The organism is Klebsiella sp. 2019SCSN059 (assembly GCF_021739525.1).
GTDB lineage: Bacteria > Pseudomonadota > Gammaproteobacteria > Enterobacterales > Enterobacteriaceae > Klebsiella > Klebsiella quasipneumoniae.
In genome coordinates this window covers 221,702-240,639 of the sequence record NZ_JAKKOM010000005.1, presented here as the reverse complement: position 1 = coordinate 240,639, position 18,938 = coordinate 221,702, and the positions used below count along the sequence as shown (strand labels likewise).

19 protein-coding genes and 1 riboswitch are annotated in these 18,938 nt (G+C 58.6%); of the genes, 8 read left to right on the top strand and 11 right to left on the bottom strand.

Features of this window, described 5'->3' with window-relative positions; genetic code table 11:
* Positions 1 to 62: 62 nt before the first annotated feature.
* The 4 genes from plsC to L2I46_RS08940 all read right to left on the bottom strand — a co-directional run bounded on the left by plsC (position 63) and on the right by L2I46_RS08940 (position 4,725).
* On the bottom strand, positions 63 to 800 hold the full coding sequence (gene plsC, locus L2I46_RS08955; protein WP_004205223.1) for a 1-acylglycerol-3-phosphate O-acyltransferase: 738 nt from the start codon (positions 798 to 800) through the stop codon (positions 63 to 65).
* Positions 801 to 991: 191 nt separating this feature from the next.
* Positions 992 to 3,250, bottom strand: a complete 2,259-nt coding sequence (gene parC, locus L2I46_RS08950; protein WP_004205224.1) for a DNA topoisomerase IV subunit A — start codon at positions 3,248 to 3,250, stop codon at positions 992 to 994.
* A 120-nt stretch (positions 3,251 to 3,370) separates the two neighbouring features.
* Positions 3,371 to 4,240 (bottom strand): AraC family transcriptional regulator, encoded by an 870-nt coding sequence (locus L2I46_RS08945; protein WP_032454070.1) that lies wholly within the window; start codon positions 4,238 to 4,240, stop codon positions 3,371 to 3,373.
* A gap of 77 nt (positions 4,241 to 4,317) precedes the next feature.
* The gene (locus tag L2I46_RS08940) at positions 4,318 to 4,725 is read right to left on the bottom strand and encodes a YgiW/YdeI family stress tolerance OB fold protein (protein WP_032454071.1); all 408 of its coding nucleotides are present in this window, start codon (positions 4,723 to 4,725) and stop codon (positions 4,318 to 4,320) included.
* A 149-nt stretch (positions 4,726 to 4,874) separates the two neighbouring features.
* On the opposite strand from L2I46_RS08940, the gene qseB reads away from it, so the two are divergent.
* From qseB to L2I46_RS08920, 4 genes are all read left to right on the top strand, one after another.
* The gene (gene qseB / locus L2I46_RS08935) at positions 4,875 to 5,534 is read left to right on the top strand and encodes a quorum sensing response regulator transcription factor QseB (RefSeq protein WP_032454072.1); all 660 of its coding nucleotides are present in this window, start codon (positions 4,875 to 4,877) and stop codon (positions 5,532 to 5,534) included.
* Positions 5,531 to 6,880 (top strand): quorum sensing histidine kinase QseC, encoded by a 1,350-nt coding sequence (gene qseC / locus L2I46_RS08930; RefSeq protein WP_050533735.1) that lies wholly within the window; start codon positions 5,531 to 5,533, stop codon positions 6,878 to 6,880. Before qseB ends, qseC begins: the two co-directional genes overlap by 4 nt.
* A 106-nt stretch (positions 6,881 to 6,986) precedes the next feature.
* A complete protein-coding gene (locus L2I46_RS08925; protein WP_023291028.1) occupies positions 6,987 to 7,568 on the top strand; it encodes an NAD(P)H-dependent oxidoreductase in 582 nt (193 codons plus the stop codon).
* Between the two features lie 81 nt (positions 7,569 to 7,649).
* Positions 7,650 to 7,964, top strand: coding sequence for a putative quinol monooxygenase (locus L2I46_RS08920; RefSeq protein ID WP_023291029.1), 315 nt, complete (start codon positions 7,650 to 7,652; stop codon positions 7,962 to 7,964).
* Between the two features lie 73 nt (positions 7,965 to 8,037).
* Here the strand turns inward: L2I46_RS08920 and parE are convergent, their stop codons facing one another.
* The 5 genes from parE to nudF are packed head-to-tail and all read right to left on the bottom strand — an operon-like array spanning position 8,038 to position 12,442.
* On the bottom strand, positions 8,038 to 9,933 hold the full coding sequence (parE, locus tag L2I46_RS08915) for a DNA topoisomerase IV subunit B (protein WP_004205235.1): 1,896 nt from the start codon (positions 9,931 to 9,933) through the stop codon (positions 8,038 to 8,040).
* A 30-nt stretch (positions 9,934 to 9,963) separates the two neighbouring features.
* The gene (yqiA, locus tag L2I46_RS08910; RefSeq protein ID WP_121936573.1) at positions 9,964 to 10,539 is read right to left on the bottom strand and encodes an esterase YqiA; all 576 of its coding nucleotides are present in this window, start codon (positions 10,537 to 10,539) and stop codon (positions 9,964 to 9,966) included.
* Entirely contained in the window at positions 10,539 to 11,366 is an 828-nt protein-coding gene (cpdA, locus tag L2I46_RS08905; RefSeq protein WP_004205237.1) for a 3',5'-cyclic-AMP phosphodiesterase, read from the bottom strand. Before cpdA ends, yqiA begins: the two co-directional genes overlap by 1 nt.
* A gap of 24 nt (positions 11,367 to 11,390) precedes the next feature.
* Positions 11,391 to 11,813 carry a DUF1249 family protein gene (locus L2I46_RS08900; RefSeq protein WP_004205239.1) on the bottom strand — a complete coding sequence of 141 codons (423 nt, stop codon included), beginning with the start codon at positions 11,811 to 11,813 and terminating at the stop codon, positions 11,391 to 11,393.
* Positions 11,810 to 12,442 (bottom strand): ADP-ribose diphosphatase, encoded by a 633-nt coding sequence (gene nudF / locus L2I46_RS08895; RefSeq protein ID WP_004205241.1) that lies wholly within the window; start codon positions 12,440 to 12,442, stop codon positions 11,810 to 11,812. The genes L2I46_RS08900 and nudF overlap by 4 nt, the downstream gene beginning before the upstream one ends.
* A gap of 196 nt (positions 12,443 to 12,638) precedes the next feature.
* Here nudF and tolC point away from each other — a divergent pair, with 196 nt between their 5' ends.
* The 3 genes from tolC to L2I46_RS08880 all read left to right on the top strand — a co-directional run bounded on the left by tolC (position 12,639) and on the right by L2I46_RS08880 (position 16,104).
* Positions 12,639 to 14,099: an outer membrane channel protein TolC gene (tolC, locus tag L2I46_RS08890; RefSeq protein WP_032454074.1), complete on the top strand. Its 1,461-nt coding sequence runs from the start codon at positions 12,639 to 12,641 to the stop codon at positions 14,097 to 14,099.
* A gap of 167 nt (positions 14,100 to 14,266) precedes the next feature.
* Complete coding sequence (locus L2I46_RS08885; RefSeq protein WP_002916849.1) at positions 14,267 to 14,938, top strand: DUF1190 family protein; 672 nt, start codon at positions 14,267 to 14,269, stop codon at positions 14,936 to 14,938.
* A gap of 5 nt (positions 14,939 to 14,943) precedes the next feature.
* Positions 14,944 to 16,104 (top strand): glutathionylspermidine synthase family protein, encoded by a 1,161-nt coding sequence (locus L2I46_RS08880; protein WP_072420622.1) that lies wholly within the window; start codon positions 14,944 to 14,946, stop codon positions 16,102 to 16,104.
* 42 nt (positions 16,105 to 16,146) lie between these two features.
* Here the strand turns inward: L2I46_RS08880 and ygiD are convergent, their stop codons facing one another.
* Positions 16,147 to 16,938: a 4,5-DOPA dioxygenase extradiol gene (gene ygiD / locus L2I46_RS08875; protein ID WP_236947764.1), complete on the bottom strand. Its 792-nt coding sequence runs from the start codon at positions 16,936 to 16,938 to the stop codon at positions 16,147 to 16,149.
* Between the two features lie 186 nt (positions 16,939 to 17,124).
* Here ygiD and zupT point away from each other — a divergent pair, with 186 nt between their 5' ends.
* Entirely contained in the window at positions 17,125 to 17,895 is a 771-nt protein-coding gene (gene zupT / locus L2I46_RS08870; protein WP_064155330.1) for a zinc transporter ZupT, read from the top strand.
* Between the two features lie 63 nt (positions 17,896 to 17,958).
* Here the strand turns inward: zupT and ribB are convergent, their stop codons facing one another.
* Positions 17,959 to 18,612 carry a 3,4-dihydroxy-2-butanone-4-phosphate synthase gene (ribB, locus tag L2I46_RS08865; protein ID WP_023159075.1) on the bottom strand — a complete coding sequence of 218 codons (654 nt, stop codon included), beginning with the start codon at positions 18,610 to 18,612 and terminating at the stop codon, positions 17,959 to 17,961.
* Positions 18,613 to 18,717: 105 nt separating this feature from the next.
* Positions 18,718 to 18,869, bottom strand: a riboswitch (FMN riboswitch).
* Positions 18,870 to 18,938: the final 69 nt, after the last annotated feature.

Sequence of the window (18,938 nt, the reverse complement as noted above, 5' to 3'; positions counted from 1 at the left end):
CAAATGAAAAAGGGAATTCGTTTCCCGCCAGCAATACGCGCGCGTTGGCGGCGTTTCCTGTCTTATTGCTTACCGGCCGCTTCGCGCTCGGCCACTTCGTTGTCCAGCTCAGCGATTTTGGCGGCCATCAGCTCGCGGCAATGCGTCGCCAGCGCGCGCACGTTGTCTTTACCGAACTGGCTGGTATCCACCGGCGGCAGCATTTCCACAATCACCAGACCGTTGTTCCAGCGATTGAGCTTTATTTTATTCGATGTATTCGAGACACACACCGGAATAATCGGCACGCCGGCGGCAATAGCCGCGTGGAAGGCGCCGGTTTTAAACGGCAGCAGACCGCGACCGCGGCTGCGGGTCCCTTCCGGGAACATCCAGAACGAAATTTTACGCTTTTTAAAGGCGTTGACGACCTCGGCAATGGTGCCGTGCGCTTTGGTTCGGTTATTGCGGTCAATCAGCAGATTACCGGTCAGCCAGTACAGCTGGCCAAAGAACGGGATCCACAACAGGCTCTTTTTCCCCACGGTGACCGTCGGGGCCTGCACGATGTTAGATGCCGTCACCATATCATAGTTGTTCTGGTGGTTAGCGATGTAGATCGCATTGCCATAGCTTTCCGCATCGGCAGGTTTGCGCAGCTCCACCTTCAGACCAAACACCGGGGATAAGCGGCCAAACAGATGGCCGAAAGTGGCAACGTGTTTTGGATTACGCGGGCTGAACAAGCAGTACAGACAGCCAAGTATGCACACTACGATGCAATAAATGACCACGAAAATTACTCGAAAAATGAATAGCATAGCTACCTCTAAAACCCAAACCGCTTAGAATTATTCGCTGCTGGCAGAAGGCAGGCTCACAAGTTCTGCGCAGGCCGGGACCGTTCTTCCTGGGCCCCTGATGATGGACATTGTTAATCGCAACGCCTGAATAAACAACGATTTTGCGGCTTTTTTTCGCCTCCTCCCGTCAAAGACGGGAGGAGAAGCGCTTACTCTTCGCTATCGCCTGCCGCGGCGCGGCGCGGCGAGTCAATTTCAACACGGTCAATCTTCTGCAGACCGCGCATCAGCGAACCGCGGCGGCCGCGCTCGCCGGTGACTTTTTGCAGCTCTTCCGGACGCAGTTTGATCTTCCGTTTGCCGACATGAATGGTCAGCGTACTCTGCGGCGGCAGGACAAACAGATGTGCGAGACCGTCCTGGCCGGCGGCGGCTTCCGCCGCAGGAATGTTGATGATTTTGTTGCCCTTGCCTTTCGACAGCTGCGGCAGATCGCTGACCGGGAACATCAGCATTCGCCCGGCGGCGGTGATGGCCAGCAGCATATCGGACTCGTCCTCAATGACCAGCGGCGGCATCACATGCGCGTTGTCAGGCAGGGTGATCAACGCTTTGCCGGCGCGGTTGCGCGCCACCAGATCGTTGAAGGTGCAGACAAAACCGTAGCCGGCGTCGGAGGCCATCAGCAGTTTCTGATCGTCGCCTTCCATCAGCATATGTTCCACGGTCGCGCCCGGCGGCAGCGTCAGCTTGCCGGTCAGCGGCTCACCCTGGCCACGCGCCGAGGGCAGGGTAATCGGATCGATGGCATAGCTGCGCCCGGTGGTATCGATAAACACCACCGGCTGGTTGCTCTTGCCCTTCGCCGAAGCTTTCCAGCTGTCGCCCGCTTTATAGCTCAGCCCCTGGGCGTCGATGTCGTGCCCTTTGGCGCTGCGCACCCAGCCCATCTGCGACAGAACGATGGTGACCGGCTCAGACGGCAGCATATCATGCTCGCTCATCGCTTTCGCTTCTTCACGCTCGTGAAGCGGCGAGCGGCGATCGTCGCCGAAAGCATCGGCATCGGCCTGCAGCTCTTTCTTCAGCAGGTTGTTCATCTTACGTTCAGAGGCCAGAATCGCCTGCAGCTGATCGCGCTCTTTTTCCAGCTCGTTCTGCTCGCCGCGGATCTTCATCTCTTCCAGTTTGGCGAGATGGCGCAGTTTCAGTTCCAGAATCGCTTCCGCCTGGGTTTCGCTGATGGCAAAGCGCGACATCAGGGCTGGCTTCGGCTCATCTTCCGTGCGGATGATCTCGATGACTTCATCAATATTGAGGAACGCCACCAGCAAACCTTCAAGGATGTGCAGGCGTTTAAGGACCTTCTCTAACCGGTGGTTCAGACGGCGACGTACGGTATCGCGACGGAACACCAGCCATTCGCTGAGGATCTCCAGCAGGTTTTTTACCGCCGGGCGGCCGTCGAGACCGATCATATTGAGGTTGATGCGGTAGCTCTTCTCCAGATCGGTGGTGGCGAACAGGTGGTTCATCACCTGCTCCATATCCACCCGGTTGGAGCGCGGGACGATCACCAGGCGGGTCGGATTTTCGTGGTCCGATTCGTCGCGCAGGTCGTCCACCATCGGCAGCTTTTTATTGCGCATCTGCGCGGCAATCTGCTCCAGTACTTTGGCGCCGGAGACCTGGTGCGGCAGCGCGCTGATCACTACCGCGCCGTCCTCTTTGCTCCATACCGCGCGCATGCGCACCGAGCCGCGTCCGTTCTGGTAGATTTTGCGAATTTCCGCCCGCGAAGTGATGATCTCCGCCTCGGTCGGGAAATCCGGTCCCTGCACGATATCCAGCAGTTCGTCGAGGGTCGTTTTCGGCTGCTCAATCAGCGTAATCGCCGCTTTCGCCACTTCACGCAGGTTGTGAGGCGGAATATCGGTCGCCATGCCCACCGCGATGCCGGTGGTGCCGTTGAGCAGGATGTTTGGCAGGCGCGCCGGCAGCATTTTCGGCTCCTGCAGCGTGCCGTCAAAGTTTGGCACCCAGTCGACCGTCCCCTGCCCCAGCTCGCTGAGCAGCAGCTCGGCATACTTCGACAGGCGGGATTCGGTGTAACGCATGGCGGCGAAGGATTTCGGATCGTCCGGCGCCCCCCAGTTCCCCTGGCCATCCACCAGCGGATAGCGATAGGAGAAGGGTTGCGCCATCAGCACCATCGCTTCATAGCAGGCGCTGTCGCCGTGTGGGTGATATTTACCCAGCACGTCGCCGACGGTGCGGGCGGACTTTTTGAATTTGGCGCTGGCGTTCAGCCCCAGTTCGGACATCGCATAGACGATGCGACGCTGGACCGGTTTTAAGCCATCGCCAATAAACGGTAATGCCCTGTCCATGATCACGTACATGGAGTAGTTCAGGTAAGCATTTTCCGTAAATTCATGCAGCGCAAGGCGCTCTGCCATATCGCTCATTAATCGTGGATCCTCAATCTGGGTACCGACCGTTCGGACGGCAAAACTACCCGCGATAATACCCGATCTCACGCCCTGAGTCACAGGCCGTGAGATCGGTTGAGGATTCCGTCACCTTAATCAGGCCAGCGGCAGATAAATATCGGTTTGCAGCTCATGTTCAGCCACCTGGTGGACAAAATTGTGGTAACGGAAGTAGACCGGAAAATCCCGTAACGTCTCGCCTGAAGCGGGTAACCAGTCGCGATAGAGATACCAAACGCTGTTCGCCAGGGTGTCCAGCGAGCCGTGATGGCGCACGACGGCGCAGCGTCCGCCGGGGATTTCGCCATTAATCACGCCAAAGGCGTTTTCACCAACCGGCCGTTCGACCGTACCGCAGAGATCAAAACGAAATGCCTCCTGCGGGGTAGTCTGCGGATCGTCCCAGGCGATCCCCCAGGTTTCGCTGGTGGCAACGGGCGATAATCCGCTCGTCTTACGCCAGGTGATAAAACGCGCGGCGGTGGCGTTGACAAGGTCCGGGCTGCCACGATGTTGCAGGACGGCTACCCGGGTGGTGGGGAACGAAATGATATTGACGTCCATCGACGTTTGCTCCTGTAGCGTATGTTTCGGTACGCGTCGATGCCACTCGGCCCAGTCCGGTTGCTGACGGAACTGGGTCGGGCTTTGGTCAAACGCGGTACGGAAGGCACGGCTGAACGACTCCGCATTCTGAAATCCGGCATCAAGGGCAATGTCGATGATTTTATCGCGGGGGTTGAACGCCAGGCGCCAACAGGCGCGTCGCAGACGTAACCACTGAATATACCGGTACAAGGGAATGCCGGTATACGCGCTAAATTGCCGGTGAAAATGGTAAGGCGAACTGTGCGCTATCGCGCTCAGCGCCTCCAGCGACAGCGGCTCATCAAGATGACGCGCAATGTATCTACAGACGCGCTGGAAGCGCCCGGCATACGCCGGGCTGGCCTTAATATCGTTCATCGTCTCCTCCTCGCGACATACTCTGACAGAGCGAGGATAGCGATTCCTGACCGATCTTGCGCTTATCCGCCGGAGACTTATGGCGTGATTTTACGGATCTGTTTAACGTCGATCTCCACCGAGTTCCAGTCCTTATCGACTTCCCCCTGAATTTCTACCGTGTCCTGCGGGCCGACGGTGACGCCGTTCCAGCGTTTGTGGTCGATATCGACATTGATCACCCCGGTAGCATCCTGGAACTTATACAGATCGTCGGACACGCGCTCGGTAATTTTGCCCCGCAGGGTCACCCAGGTATCGTCCCGCAGCGATTTGACATTGGTGACGGTGGTGACCGCGCCGCTCGGGCCGGTAAATCCGCCGCCCTGGGTGGTCGAACTTGCCGGCGAGGTCGCAGAAGGACCGGTATACCCGCCCTGTCCGGCAGCCAGCACCGGCATGGAAACCAGGGCAACGATCGCGGTCATCGCAGCAATTTTCTTCATGATGTGTTCTCCCTTCGTGTTGATATGGCTCCTATTACGCCCGACAAAACTTAACGACTTCTTAAGGGGAAAAAAGAAATTTTAATGCTGTACAACCCCGGTCGCAACGCGGTTTACTGCGCAGAGCAGCCGGGTTGGCAGGAGGGAAAATGCGCATATTATTGGTGGAAGATGACAAGTTAATCGGCGATGGCGTCAAGGCCGGGCTGAGCAAAATGGGCTTCAGCATCGACTGGTTTACCGCCGGGCTGGAGGGCAAAAACGCCTTATACAGCGCCCCCTACGACGCGGCAATTCTTGATCTCACCCTTCCCGGCATCGATGGCCTCGATATTCTGCGCGAGTGGCGCGACAAAGGCCGCCATGAGCCGGTGCTGATCCTCACCGCCCGCGATGCGCTCAGCCAGCGGGTGGAGGGACTGCGCCTGGGCGCCGATGATTATCTGTGCAAACCTTTCGCCCTGATTGAGGTAGCGGCCCGCCTCGAAGCATTGATCCGCCGCGCCCACGGCCAGAGCAGCAGCGAGCTGCGCCACGGCAAGGTGAGCCTTGACCCGAACCGCTTAACCGCCAGCCTCGACGGCGAAAGCCTGACGCTGAAGCCGAAGGAGTTCGCCCTGCTGGAACTGCTGCTGCGTAACGCCGGGCGCGTACTGCCGCGTAAGCTTATTGAAGAAAAGCTCTACACCTGGGACGACGAGGTCTCCAGCAACGCCGTGGAAGTTCACGTCCATCATCTGCGCCGCAAACTCGGCAGTGAATTTATCCGCACCGTCCACGGCATCGGCTATACCCTGGGTGACGCATGAAACGACTTGCCCGCCTGAGCCTGCGCCTGCGTCTGACGCTGCTGTTTGCCGTGCTGACCGCCGCCGCCTGGGGGGTGGCCAGCGTGATCGCCTGGCAGCAGACCAGTAAAAAGCTGGATAAGCTGTTTGATACCCAGCAGCTGCTGTTCGCCCGCCGCCTGAGCGTCATGAATTTCGAAGAGCTCCGCGCCCCGCCGACATCGCTCGGGGAAAAGAAAAAGGTGCGCCACGGGCATATCGACGACGATGCGCTGGCGTTCGCCATCTTCACCCGCGACGGCAAAATGGTGCTTAACGACGGCGAAAACGGGGAGGATATTCAATGGCACTCGCAGCGCGAGGGCTTCAGCGATGGCTACCTGCGCGGCGATGATGACGAGTGGCGCTTCCTGTGGTTAACCACCGCCGATGGCCGCCACCGTATCGCCGTCGGCCAGGAGTGGGATTATCGCCGCGAAATGGCGATGGACATTGTTACCTCGCAGCTAACGCCGTGGATGATCGCCCTGCCGCTGATGTTCGTGCTGCTCATCGTGCTGTTAAGCCGCGAACTGGCGCCGTTGAAACATCTGGCGCGCATGCTGCGCCTGCGCGCGCCGGACTCGGCGGAATCGCTCAGCGTGGAGAAGATCCCCACTGAAGTCCGCCCGCTGGTCGAGTCGCTGAATCAGCTGTTCCAGCGCACCCACGACGTCATGCTGCGCGAGCGTCGGTTTACCTCTGATGCCGCCCACGAGCTGCGCAGCCCGCTGGCGGCGCTGAAGGTGCAGACTGAAGTCGCCCAGCTCTCTCTGGACGATCCACAAGGGCGTGAGAAAGCCCTGGCTCAGCTCCATCAGGGGATCGATCGCGCCACCCGTCTGGTGGATCAGCTGCTGACGCTGTCGCGGCTGGACTCGCTCGCCCAGCTGGACGACGTGCAGCCGGTCGCCATCGACGATCTGCTGCAGTCGGCGGTAATGGAGATGTACCACCCGGCGCAGCAGGCCGGGATTGAGCTGCGCCTGCATCTTAATGTCTCTGGCATCTCCCGCACCGGCCAGCCGCTGCTCCTTAGCCTGCTGGTGCGCAATCTGCTGGATAACGCGGTGCGCTACAGCCCGCGCGGCAGTCAGGTCGATATCACCCTCAACGCCCGCGAGTTTCGGGTACGCGATAACGGCCCCGGCATCAGCCCGCAGGCGCTGGCGCGCATCGGCGAGCGTTTCTACCGCCCGCCGGGTCAGGATGCTACGGGCAGCGGCCTGGGCTTGTCGATCGTCCGGCGCATCGCCTCGCTGCACGGCATGCGCGTCGAGTTTGCCAATGCCCGCGACGGCGGCTTCGAAGCCCGCGTTGACTGGTAGCGATATTATTGCTCATTTAGCAAAAGACTTTGCACATTTTGCTCATTTTACTGCCCCGCTTCGCGGGGTAAGATCGTCGGCAAATTTTCAAGATTGAGGACAAATGATGAGCAACATCCTGATTATCAATGGCGCAAAAAAATTCGCGCACTCGAATGGCCAGCTGAACGACACCCTGACCGAGGTCGCGGAGAGTTATCTGCGCGACGCCGGACACGATGTTAAAAGCGTTCGCGCCGACAGCGAGTACGACGTAAAAGCCGAAGTGCAGAATTTCCTCTGGGCCGATGTGGTGATCTGGCAGATGCCGGGCTGGTGGATGGGCGCCCCGTGGACGGTGAAAAAATATATGGATGACGTCTTTACCGAAGGCCACGGCTCACTGTACGCCAGCGACGGCCGTACCCGCTCCGACGCCAGCAAAAAATATGGCTCCGGCGGCCTGGTGCAAGGGAAAAAATATATGCTCTCCCTGACCTGGAACGCGCCGATGGAAGCCTTCACCGACGAAGAACAGTTCTTCCACGGCGTCGGCGTTGACGGCGTTTACCTGCCGTTCCATAAAGCCAACCAGTTCCTGGGTATGGAGGCGCTGCCAACCTTTATCGCCAACGACGTGATTAAAATGCCTGATGTCCCACGGTATATCGCAGAATATCGCAAGCATCTGGCGGAAATTTTTGGTTAACTAGGGGTCTATGCTCTACATATTTCGAGTTATTCGAACCTGGAGTATGACAAGATCCACACAGAAGGAGTTGAGTTAACCATGTTAACAGTGATTGCAGAAATCCGTACCCGCCCGGGCCAGCACCACCGCCAGGCGGTTCTCGATCAGTTCGCGAAAATTATTCCGACCGTTTTGCAGGAAGCCGGCTGCCACGGCTATGCGCCCATGGTGGATCATGCCGCTGGCGTCAGCTTCCAGACCACCGCTCCTGACTCTATCGTCATGGTGGAGCAGTGGGAAAGCGTCGCGCATCTTGAAGCGCACCTGCAGACCCCGCACATGAAAGCCTGGTCGGAAGCGGTCAAAGGCGATGTGCTGGAGACCAACATCCGTATCCTGCAGGCCGGCGTCTAAGCCCGCTGACGCAGAAACGAAATAAGAAAAGGGAGCCTGAGGCTCCCTTTTACGTCTGGCGCAGCGCGCGGTCTTACACTTCCAGGTCCGCCATATCGCCCTTCTCCTGCAGCCAGTTGCGACGATCTTCGGAACGCTTCTTGGCCAGCAGCATATCCATCATCGCCGTGGTCTGCTGCTCATCCTCATCGCTGATCACCAGCTGCACCAGGCGGCGGGTATTCGGGTCGAGGGTGGTTTCCCGCAGCTGCATCGGGTTCATCTCGCCGAGACCTTTAAAGCGCTGGACGTTTGGCTTGCCCTTCTTACGCTTCAGCTGCTCCAGCACGCCGGTTTTTTCTTCTTCCGTCAGCGCGTAGTAGACCTCTTTGCCGAGGTCGATACGGTACAGCGGCGGCAGCGCCACGTAGACGTGCCCCTCTTTCACCAGGGTACGGAAATGTCTCACAAACAGCGCGCACAGCAGCGTGGCGATGTGCAGACCATCGGAGTCCGCATCCGCCAGAATACAAATTTTGCCGTAGCGCAGCTGGCTTAAATCATCGCTATCCGGGTCAATCCCGATCGCCACCGAAATGTCGTGTACTTCTTGCGAAGCTAACACTTCATCGGAAGAGACTTCCCAGGTATTCAGGATCTTGCCTTTCAGCGGCATGATCGCCTGATATTCACGATCGCGCGCCTGCTTGGCTGAACCGCCCGCCGAATCCCCTTCGACGAGGAACAGCTCGGTACGGTTCAGATCCTGGGCGGTGCAGTCGGCCAGCTTACCCGGCAGCGCCGGACCGCTGGTCAGCTTTTTGCGCACCACTTTCTTGGCGGCGCGCAGACGGCGCTGGGCGCTGGAAATGGCCATCTCCGCCAGCAGCTCCGCGGCCTGCACGTTCTGGTTCAGCCACAGGCTGAAGGCGTCTTTCACCACGCCGGAGACGAACGCCGCGCACTGGCGCGACGACAGGCGCTCTTTGGTTTGCCCGGCGAACTGCGGATCCTGCATCTTCACCGACAGCACGTAGGCGCAGCGATCCCAGATATCTTCCGCCGACAGTTTCACACCGCGCGGCAGGATATTACGGTACTCGCAGAACTCACGCATCGCGTCCAGCAGCCCCTGACGCAGGCCGTTGACGTGCGTCCCGCCCTGCATGGTCGGGATCAGGTTGACGTAGCTCTCGGTCAGCAGCTCGCCGCCTTCCGGCAGCCACAGCAGTGCCCAGTCCACCGCTTCCGTCTCACCGGAGAAGGTGCCGACGAAGGGTTTTTCCGGCAGCAGCGGCAGGCCGTTCACCGCTTCGCTCAGATAGTCGTTAAGGCCATCGGCATAGCACCAGCTCTGCTCGCTGTTGTTGACCTGGTCGCGGAAAACAATTTCCACGCCCGGGCACAGCACCGCTTTCGCTTTTAACAAGTGGGTCAAACGCGAAACGGAGAAGCGCGGGCTATCGAAGAAGCTTTCGTCCGGCCAGAAATGGACGCTGGTCCCGGTGTTGCGTTTACCGCAGGTGCCGGTGACGTGCAGGTCCTCTACTTTCTCACCATTCTCAAAGGCGATGCTGTAGACCTGACCGTCGCGACGCACGTTGACCTCCACGCGTTTTGACAGGGCGTTGACCACCGAAATCCCCACCCCGTGCAGACCGCCGGAAAACTGGTAATTTTTGTTGGAAAACTTACCGCCCGCGTGCAGCCGGCAGAGGATCAGTTCAACCGCCGGCACCCCCTCTTCCGGGTGAATGTCGACCGGCATCCCGCGCCCGTCGTCAATCACCTCAAGGGACTGGTCGGCGTGCAGGATCACTTCCACGCGTTTGGCATGGCCTGCCAGCGCTTCGTCCACACTGTTATCAATCACTTCCTGACCAAGATGGTTAGGACGGGTGGTGTCGGTATACATGCCCGGACGGCGGCGCACCGGCTCTAGCCCGGTGAGTACCTCAATGGCATCAGCGTTATATGAAGATTGCGTCATGGTGTGTATTCGTAGGTCGTTCAGGGCCGTTTAGCGCAGGCCGAGAAATTCGATAATCTGAGTGAAATGATCGTCAAAGCCGACAAATGCGTGATTACCGCCCTCCTCCACCGTCTGCCGGCAGGAGGCGTAGTAATGAACGGCCTGGCGGTAATCAAGCACTTCATCCCCGGTCTGCTGCAGCAGCCAGAGTAAATCCGGCGCTTCGAGCGGGTCGATTTGCATGACTTTGAGATCGTAAATATGGCGAGACTCTAGCACATATTGCTGCCCGGTGTACGGATTCTCATTGTGGCCGAGAAAATTGTTCAGCAGCTCAAACGGCCGCACCGCCGGGTTAACCACTACCGCTGGCAGCATAAAGCACTGCGACAGCCAGGTGGCGTAGTAGCCGCCCAGCGACGACCCTACGACCCCCAGCGGCTCGCCGCCGTGCTCCAGCACGATGGACTCCAGCAGGTCCGCCGTTTCCGCCGGGTAAGGCGGCAGCTCCGGCACCACCATGGCGATCTCAGGATAGTGCTGCGCCAGCCAGGTCTTTAACGCCGTCGCCTTCGCCGAGCGTGGAGAACTGTTAAAGCCGTGCAGATAAAGGAGCGTCGCCATCAGTAGCCTTCTGAAGCAATATCCGGATGAAACGCCGCGCCTTCCAGGCGGCACACTTCGGTGGTCAGCGTTCCGTCAGGGTGAAGCTCCAGCCAGCGCCAGCCCGGCGACACCGTATCGAGGGTGAAATTGGCGCAGTGCGGTTTGAACTGAACGCAAGTCGACGGCGTCGCCATCATACGTCGGCCATTCCAGTCGAGATCCAGCTCCTGATGAATATGGCCGCACAGCAGATGCTTCACCCGCGGCCAGGCGCTCAGCGCGCTGTCCAGCGCGCCGGCGTTGCGCAGACTGTGTTGATCCAGCCAGCTGCAGCCGGCCGGCAGCGGATGATGATGCAGCAGGAGTAAGGTATAACGCTCCGGCGCCTCCGCCAGCTTATGTTCGAGCCATTCCAGCTGGAAGTCGCTCAGCTCGCCATGGGGAACGCCAAACACCTGGCTGTCCAGCAGCAGGATCTGCCAGTGGTCGCCGAGAAACACGCGCTTGGCGGGGGAAATGCCCGACTCCTGCAGGGTGCTGTACATCGCCGGCTGGAAATCATGGTTGCCCGGTAGCCAGACGCAGGGTGCAGCGAAACTCGCGATGCCCTCAGCAAAATGCTGGTAGGCCGCGGAGGAGTGATCCTGCGCCAAATCGCCTGTTGCGACAATCAAATCGCATGGACGCTGTGAGGCATGAATGGCCGACAGTACGGCCTGATAGCTTTCCCAGGTATTGATGCCTAACAACGTTTCATGTTTTTCAGCAAACAGGTGAGTATCAGTAATTTGTAAGATCCTGACTCTGGCCTCACCAGCCAGAGGTAGGTTTAACAGGCTTTCCAAATGGTGTCCTTAGGTTTAACGACGCTAACAAACCGGAATCGCCATCGCTCCATGTGCTAAACAGTAACGCAGCCAGTCGGCCAGAAACTGGTTAATTTGATGCTTTTCGTCGCGTTGATGCAACTTTTTATTAGGATAATCATATCGCGCTTTGAAGCGAAAGATCTGCTGACTCGAACACACTTCGGCCACCATGGCGTCATGGTAGAGGCGAACGGTCATCGACGGCAGACTCCAGTAGCTCACCGCTGGCAGAGTCTGCTCTATCGCCACCAGAGTAGTGTAGCGGGTTGATTCCGTTATCGTTAACCGATATTGCGCGCTTCCCACCTGATAGCTCACCTTCTCACCCGCTGCATCCGTTCGCGGCAACAGGCGGCGCAACTGGGCGAAATTGGTCTCGCACAGGCGCATCATCTCAGGGAAGTCAGGTGTATAACGCTTCATTTTGTCCACTCGTTTCGTAAATTGTGATAATGCAATTGCAGCCATTGCAAGGCGATGACAGAGGCTGCGTTGTCGATTTTCCCCTCTTCTACCCACTGGTAAGCCTGCTCCCGGCTCACCACATGCACCCGAATATCCTCATTTTCCTCGGCCAGGCCGTGAATGCCTTTTGCCGTCGATGCATCAACTTCGCCCACCAGGATCGATAACCGTTCGCTGGTGCCGCCAGGACTGGCCAGATAGCTTAATATTGGTTTCGTCCGCCCAACTTCAAGGCCGGCCTCCTCCAGCGCTTCCCGACGGGCGACATCTTCTACCGTCTCACCCGCCTCGATCATGCCGGCGACCATTTCCAGCAGCCAAGGGCTCTCGCTGGTATCATAGGCGGCGATACGGATTTGTTCGACCAGCACCACTTCGTCCCGCACCGGGTCAAAGGGTAGCAAGACGGCGGCATGCCCGCGCTCAAAAATTTCACGGGTGACTTCGCCGCTCATGCCGCCGTTAAACAGACGGTGGCGAAAACGGTATAAATCGAGCGAAAAAAAACCACGATACAGCGTTTCGCGTGCAATAATTTCTACATCATTTTTGGAGAAGGTAATTCCCTGGTGAATGGGTTTGCTCATTGTCATGTCCTGCTAATCCGAAATGAGGGATTTCCAGACCGTTTGGCTACCGTTTTACGGTCCGTATGTTAGATTGGTGCAAATTACCGCCGGATGGCACGTAACGCCAACTTTTTACGGCGGCAGAATCGATACAATCAGCGGAATTTTTCTTAGAATTAGACCAGCGCTAAATGCTTCACAACAAGGAATGCAAATGAAGAAATTGCTCCCCATTCTTATCGGCCTGAGCCTGACCGGGTTCAGCGCCATGAGCCAGGCGGAAAACCTGCTTCAGGTTTACCAGCAGGCGCGCATCAGCAACCCCGATCTGCGTAAATCGGCAGCCGATCGTGACGCCGCGTTCGAAAAGATCAACGAAGCGCGCAGTCCATTACTGCCTCAGCTCGGGCTGGGAGCGGATTATACCTATACCAGCGGCTTCCGTGATTATAAAGACCAGAATTCTAACGTCACCAGCGGCTCGCTGCAGTTAACGCAGGTTCTGTTTGATATGTCGAAATGGCGCGCCCTGACGCTGCAGGAAAAAACGGCAGGCATTCAGGATGTCACGTATCAGACCGATCAGCAAACGCTGATTCTGAATACCGCGACGGCCTACTTCAAAGTGCTGGCCGCCATCGACACGCTCTCTTATACCGAAGCGCAGAAACAGGCTATTTACCGCCAGTTGGATCAAACCACCCAACGCTTTAACGTCGGTCTGGTGGCGATCACCGACGTGCAGAACGCCCGTTCACAATACGACGCCGTGCTGGCGAACGAAGTGACCGCGCGTAACGATCTCGACAACGCCGTGGAAGAGCTGCGCCAGGTTACCGGCAACTACTACCCGGAGCTGGCCTCCCTGAACGTAGACGGCTTCAAAACCAGCAAACCGCAGGCGGTGAACGCCCTGCTGAAGGAAGCGGAGAACCGCAACCTGTCGCTGCTGCAGGCGCGTCTGAGCCAGGATCTGGCCCGCGAGCAGATTCGCCAGGCGCAGGACGGCCATTTGCCGACCCTGGATTTGAACGCCTCGTCGGGCGTTTCCAACAACCGCTACAGCGGCTCAAACAGCATCGCGCAAGATGCTGATATCGGTCAGAACAAAATCGGCCTGAGCTTCTCCATGCCGCTGTATCAGGGCGGGATGGTTAACTCGCAGGTTAAACAGGCGCAGTACAACTTCGTCGGCGCCAGCGAGCAGCTGGAAAGCGCTCACCGCAGCGTGGTCCAGACCGTGCGTTCTTCGTTTAACAACGTGAATGCCTCTATCAGCAGCATCAACGCCTACAAACAGGCGGTGGTCTCTGCGCAAAGTTCCCTGGATGCGATGGAAGCTGGCTACTCGGTGGGTACCCGTACTATCGTTGACGTCCTCGACGCCACCACCACGCTGTACAACGCCAAACAGCAGCTCTCGAATGCGCGCTACAACTACCTGATCAACGAGCTGAACATCAAGTCGGCGTTAGGTACGCTGAACGAGCAGGATCTGGTCGCCCTGAACAACACCCTGGGCAAACCGATCTCCACCTCCGCGGACAGCGTCGCGCCGGAAAATCCGCAGCAGGATGCCACTGCCGACGGTTACGGCAACACGACCGCGGCCGTGAAGCCGGCGTCTGCACGGACGACGACCCAAAGCAGCGGCAGCAATCCGTTCCGTCAGTAATTCTCATACTGTGACGCGCATCGCCTGTCCGCCGGACAGGCGATGCGTTAAACGTAAGGCAACGTAAAGATCCCCCGCTTAGCGCCCCTCTTCGCTTCATTTTCCACCACTCATCCTCTATCCTGAGCGTTAACACACGCCATACCACTGGGTCCTGGAAGACAAATATGAAACGGACAAAAAATATTAATCATTCGTCGTTCCGCAAAAGCTGGAGCGCACGCCACCTGACGCCGGTCGCCCTGGCCGTCACCGCGGTCTTTATGCTTGCCGGTTGTGAAAAAAGCGACGAAACGGTCTCGCTGTACCAGAACGCCGATGACTGCTCCGCCGCCAACCCGGGCAAAGCAGCCGAATGCACCACGGCCTACACCAACGCGGTAAAAGAGGCAGAGCGCACCGCGCCGAAATATGCCACCCGCGAAGACTGCGTCGCCGAGTTTGGCGAAGGCCAGTGCCAGCAAACGCCTGCCCAGGCGGGCGTCGCCCCGGAAAACCAGGCGCAGGCGCAAAGCAGCGGCAGCTTCTGGATGCCGCTGATGGCCGGCTACATGATGGGCCGCCTGATGGGCGGCGGCATGGCGCAACAGCAGCCGCTGTTCAGCTCCAAAAACCCGGCCAGCCCGGCCTACGGTCAGTACACTGACGCCAGCGGCAAGAGCTATGGCGCCGCCCAGCCGGGCCGCACCATGAACGTGCCGAAAACCGCGATGGCGCCGAAGCCAGCGACCACCACCACCGTCACCCGCGGGGGCTTCGGCGAGTCGGTGGCGAAGCAGTCGACCATGCAGCGTAGCGCCGCAGGCTCCACCTCCTCTTCTCGCTCAATGGGCGGCTAAGCAACATGGAAAGAGTCAGCATTACCGAGCGCCCGGACTGGCGCGAGAAAGCGACCGAATACGGCTTCAACTTCCACACCATGTACGGCGAGCCCTACTGGAGCGAAGAGGCTTATTACAAGCTGAGCCTCGCTCAGGTGGAAAAGCTGGAGGAGGTCACCGCCGAGCTGCATCAGATGTGTCTTCAGGTGGTGGAAAAAGTGATCGCCAGCGATGAGCTGATGGCCAAATTCCGCATCCCTAAACACACCTGGGGCTTTGTGCGCCAGTCGTGGAAAACCAACCAGCCGTCACTCTACTCACGTCTCGACCTGGCCTGGGATGGCGTCGGCGAGCCGAAGCTGCTGGAGAACAATGCCGACACGCCGACCTCGCTGTATGAAGCGGCCTTCTTCCAGTGGATCTGGCTGGAAGACCAGCTCAACGCCGGCAAGCTGCCGGCGGGCAGCGATCAGTTCAACAGCCTGCAGGAAAAGCTAATCGATCGCTTCGGTGAGCTGCGCGAGCAGTTTGGCTTCCAGCTGCTGCATATGGCCTGCTGCCGCGATACCGTTGAAGATCGCGGCACCGTGCAATATCTGCAGGACTGCGCCGCCGAGGCGGGGCTGGCGACGGAATTCCTCTACATCGAAGATATTGGTCTGGGTGAAAAAGGCCAGTTTACCGATCTCCAGGATCAGGTGATTGGCAACCTGTTCAAGCTCTATCCGTGGGAGTTTATGCTGCGGGAGATGTTTTCCACCAAGCTGGAAGACGCCGGCGTCCGCTGGCTGGAGCCGGCGTGGAAGAGCATCATCTCCAACAAAGCGCTGCTGCCGATGCTGTGGGAAATGTTCCCTAATCATCCGAATCTGCTGGCGGCTTACTTCAGCGAAGATGCCCATCCGGAGATGGAGAAGTACGTCATTAAGCCAATCTTCTCCCGCGAAGGCGCCAACGTGTCGATCGTTGAGAATGGCAAAGTTTTGGAAGCCGTGGAAGGCCCGTACGGAGAAGAAGGCACAATCGTGCAGGAATTTTACCCGCTGCCGAAGTTTGGTGACAGCTACACGCTGATTGGCAGCTGGCTCATCAACGATCAGCCCGCCGGGATCGGCATTCGTGAAGACCGGGCGCTGATTACCCAGGATCTGTCGCGCTTCTATCCGCACATTTTCGTCGAATAATGTCGCGCTCCGGCGACGATACCGCCGCCGGAGCACAATCTATCAGGCGCCAACCACCACCGACAGCATACTCAACGAGCCCATCTCGATGCCATCGACCGGGGTCGAAATCGCCTCCACGCCATCCCACGCCCCCAGGACGTATAACAGCGGCAGAAAATGCTCCGCCGTTGGGTTGGAGAGCGAGCCCCCTTCATGTGCCAGGTAGTTAACCAGCGGGTGCTGATCGTCCGGGCCCTGCCACTGCAGATTCGCCTTCACGTAGTTATTGAAGGACTCCGCCCACGGATACGGCATGTTCTCGCCATGCCAGCGGGCGGTACGCAGGTTATGCACCACGTTGCCGCTGGCCACCAGCATAATGCCTTCATCACGCAGCGAGGCCAGCTTCCGCCCCATTTCGAGATGCCAGGCCGGCGGTTTGGTGCTGTCGATGCTCAGCTGAACCATCGGGATATCCGCCTGCGGATACATCTTAATCAGCACGCCCCATGAACCATGGTCAAATCCCCAGGCTTCTTTATCGAGGGTAGCCGGCACCGGCGAGAGCAACTCCACCAGTCGTTGCGCCAGCGCCGGGGAACCCGGAGCCGGGTAATGGGTGTCATACAGCGCCTGCGGGAAGCCGCCGAAGTCGTGAATGGTCTTCGGGGCCTCCATCGCCGTCACGCCCGTACCGCGCGTGAACCAGTGCGCAGAGACCACCACGATCGCTTTCGGACGCGGCAGGGTTTCGCCCAGGTGAGCCCAGGCGCGGGTATAGCGATTGTCTTCCAGCACGTTCATTGGGCTGCCATGGCCGAGGAACAACGCGGGCATTCGGGTACGGGACATGATGATATCCTTAGGGTGTCAATGTGATGTGCTCACATTACGCGCTTTTGCGCCAGGATAAACTCAGATAACCATGATGATGATCGTCAGAAAATTTGAATGTAATTCGCGGTAAAGGGAGCTGTCCCGTACGCGCATCCTCAGGCAATATACTCGTATGCACTTATTTTCGCAGGGAGAGAAGCGATGTCATCACCCTTAATATTGACGCTGTTAGCCGGTAGCGCAACCTTTATTGGCGCCATATTCGGCGTGATTGGCCAGAAACCCTCTAACCGCCTGCTTGGCTTCTCCCTCGGCTTTGCCGCCGGGATCATGCTGTTGATTTCGTTGATGGAAATGCTGCCTGCCGCGCTGGCCGCCGAGGGCATGTCGCCGCTGCTCGGCTACGGAATGTTTGTTGTCGGCCTGCTGGGCTACTTTGGTCTCGATCGCCTGCTGCCGCACGCCCACCCGCAGGATCTGATGCCGCCCGCCGCGCCGCGGCCGCGCAATTTACGCCGCACCGCCATTTTGCTGACGCTGGGTATCAGCCTGCATAATTTTCCGGAAGGCATCGCCACCTATGTCACGGCCAGCAACAACCTCGAGCTTGGCATGGGAGTGGCGCTTGCCGTCGCCCTGCACAATATTCCTGAAGGTTTGGCGGTTGCCGGGCCGGTATATGCCGCTACCGGATCGCGCAGCAAGGCGGTGCTCTGGGCCGGTCTTTCCGGTATGGCGGAGATTTTAGGCGGCGTGCTGGCGTGGCTGATTCTGGGCAGTCTGGTCTCGCCGCTGGTCATGGGCGCGATCATGGCCGCCGTCGCCGGGATTATGGTGGCGCTGTCGGTCGATGAACTGATGCCGCTGGCAAAAGAGATCGATCCGCAAAGCAACCCGAGCTATGGCGTCCTGTGCGGGATGTCGGTGATGGGGCTGAGCCTGGTGGTGCTCCAGACAATGGGCATCGGTTAAGGCGCAGAAACAATACAGCCCACTAAAAAGTGGGCTGTTTTCACTGGCGTTGTCAGCCGCTGATTAGCTGGCTTTACGCTCATGTTCGCGACGATAGGCCACCAGATCTTCAATCGTGACCACTGCCATATTGTGCTGCTGAGCGAACTTGATGCACTCCGGCGCGCGGGCCATAGTGCCATCGTCATTGGTCAGCTCGCACAGCACGCCTGCCGGTTTGAAGCCGGCGAGGGTCACGAGGTCGATAGTGGCTTCGGTGTGGCCGCCGCGGGTCAGTACGCCGCCCGGCTGCGCCCGCAGCGGGAAAACGTGGCCAGGACGGTTGAGATCGGAAGGTTTCGCGCCGTCGGCAATCGCCGCGCGGACGGTGGTCACGCGGTCGGCAGCGGAAACGCCGGTGGTCACGCCTTCGGCCGCTTCGATGGTGACGGTAAAGCCGGTGCCGTAGGCGCTGGTGTTGTTCTCCACCATCATCGGCAGATCCAGCTGTTTACGGCGATCTTCGGTCAGGCACAGGCACACAATGCCGCTGCCGTGACGAATGGTCAGCGCCATCTGCTCTACGGTCATGGTTTCGGCGGCGAAAATCATATCGCCTTCGTTTTCACGGTCTTCATCGTCAAGCACCATCACGCCGCGGCCTTCGCGCAGGGCGTTTAAAGCGTGTTCCACACGTTCAAAAGCGGTACCAAAAGAAGAAAGGAGCGTCTGATTCATGGTAAAAAAACCTCATTAAAATTATGGTTACCAGAATCAGGGCAGTCTTAGGAGCGCCGGTTTAGCGGCAAAAGTCAACGCGAGCGGGCCTGGGCCCGACTGTGCCGTTACTCTCTCCCATCCGGACTTTAACCGTCGGCCCCGGAATTACACCGGATCTGCTGACCTTCCCGTAGTCACGGGAAGCGCTCGCGGGCTTTCAACGCCATGGTTGATTTACCGCCGGTGGGGAATTTCGCCCCGCCCTGAGAATAAGCGAGATAACTATAACGCTATTGACTATCCTCGGCAATGTATAAGCTTCAAACATTTCTGGTTTATAGGCG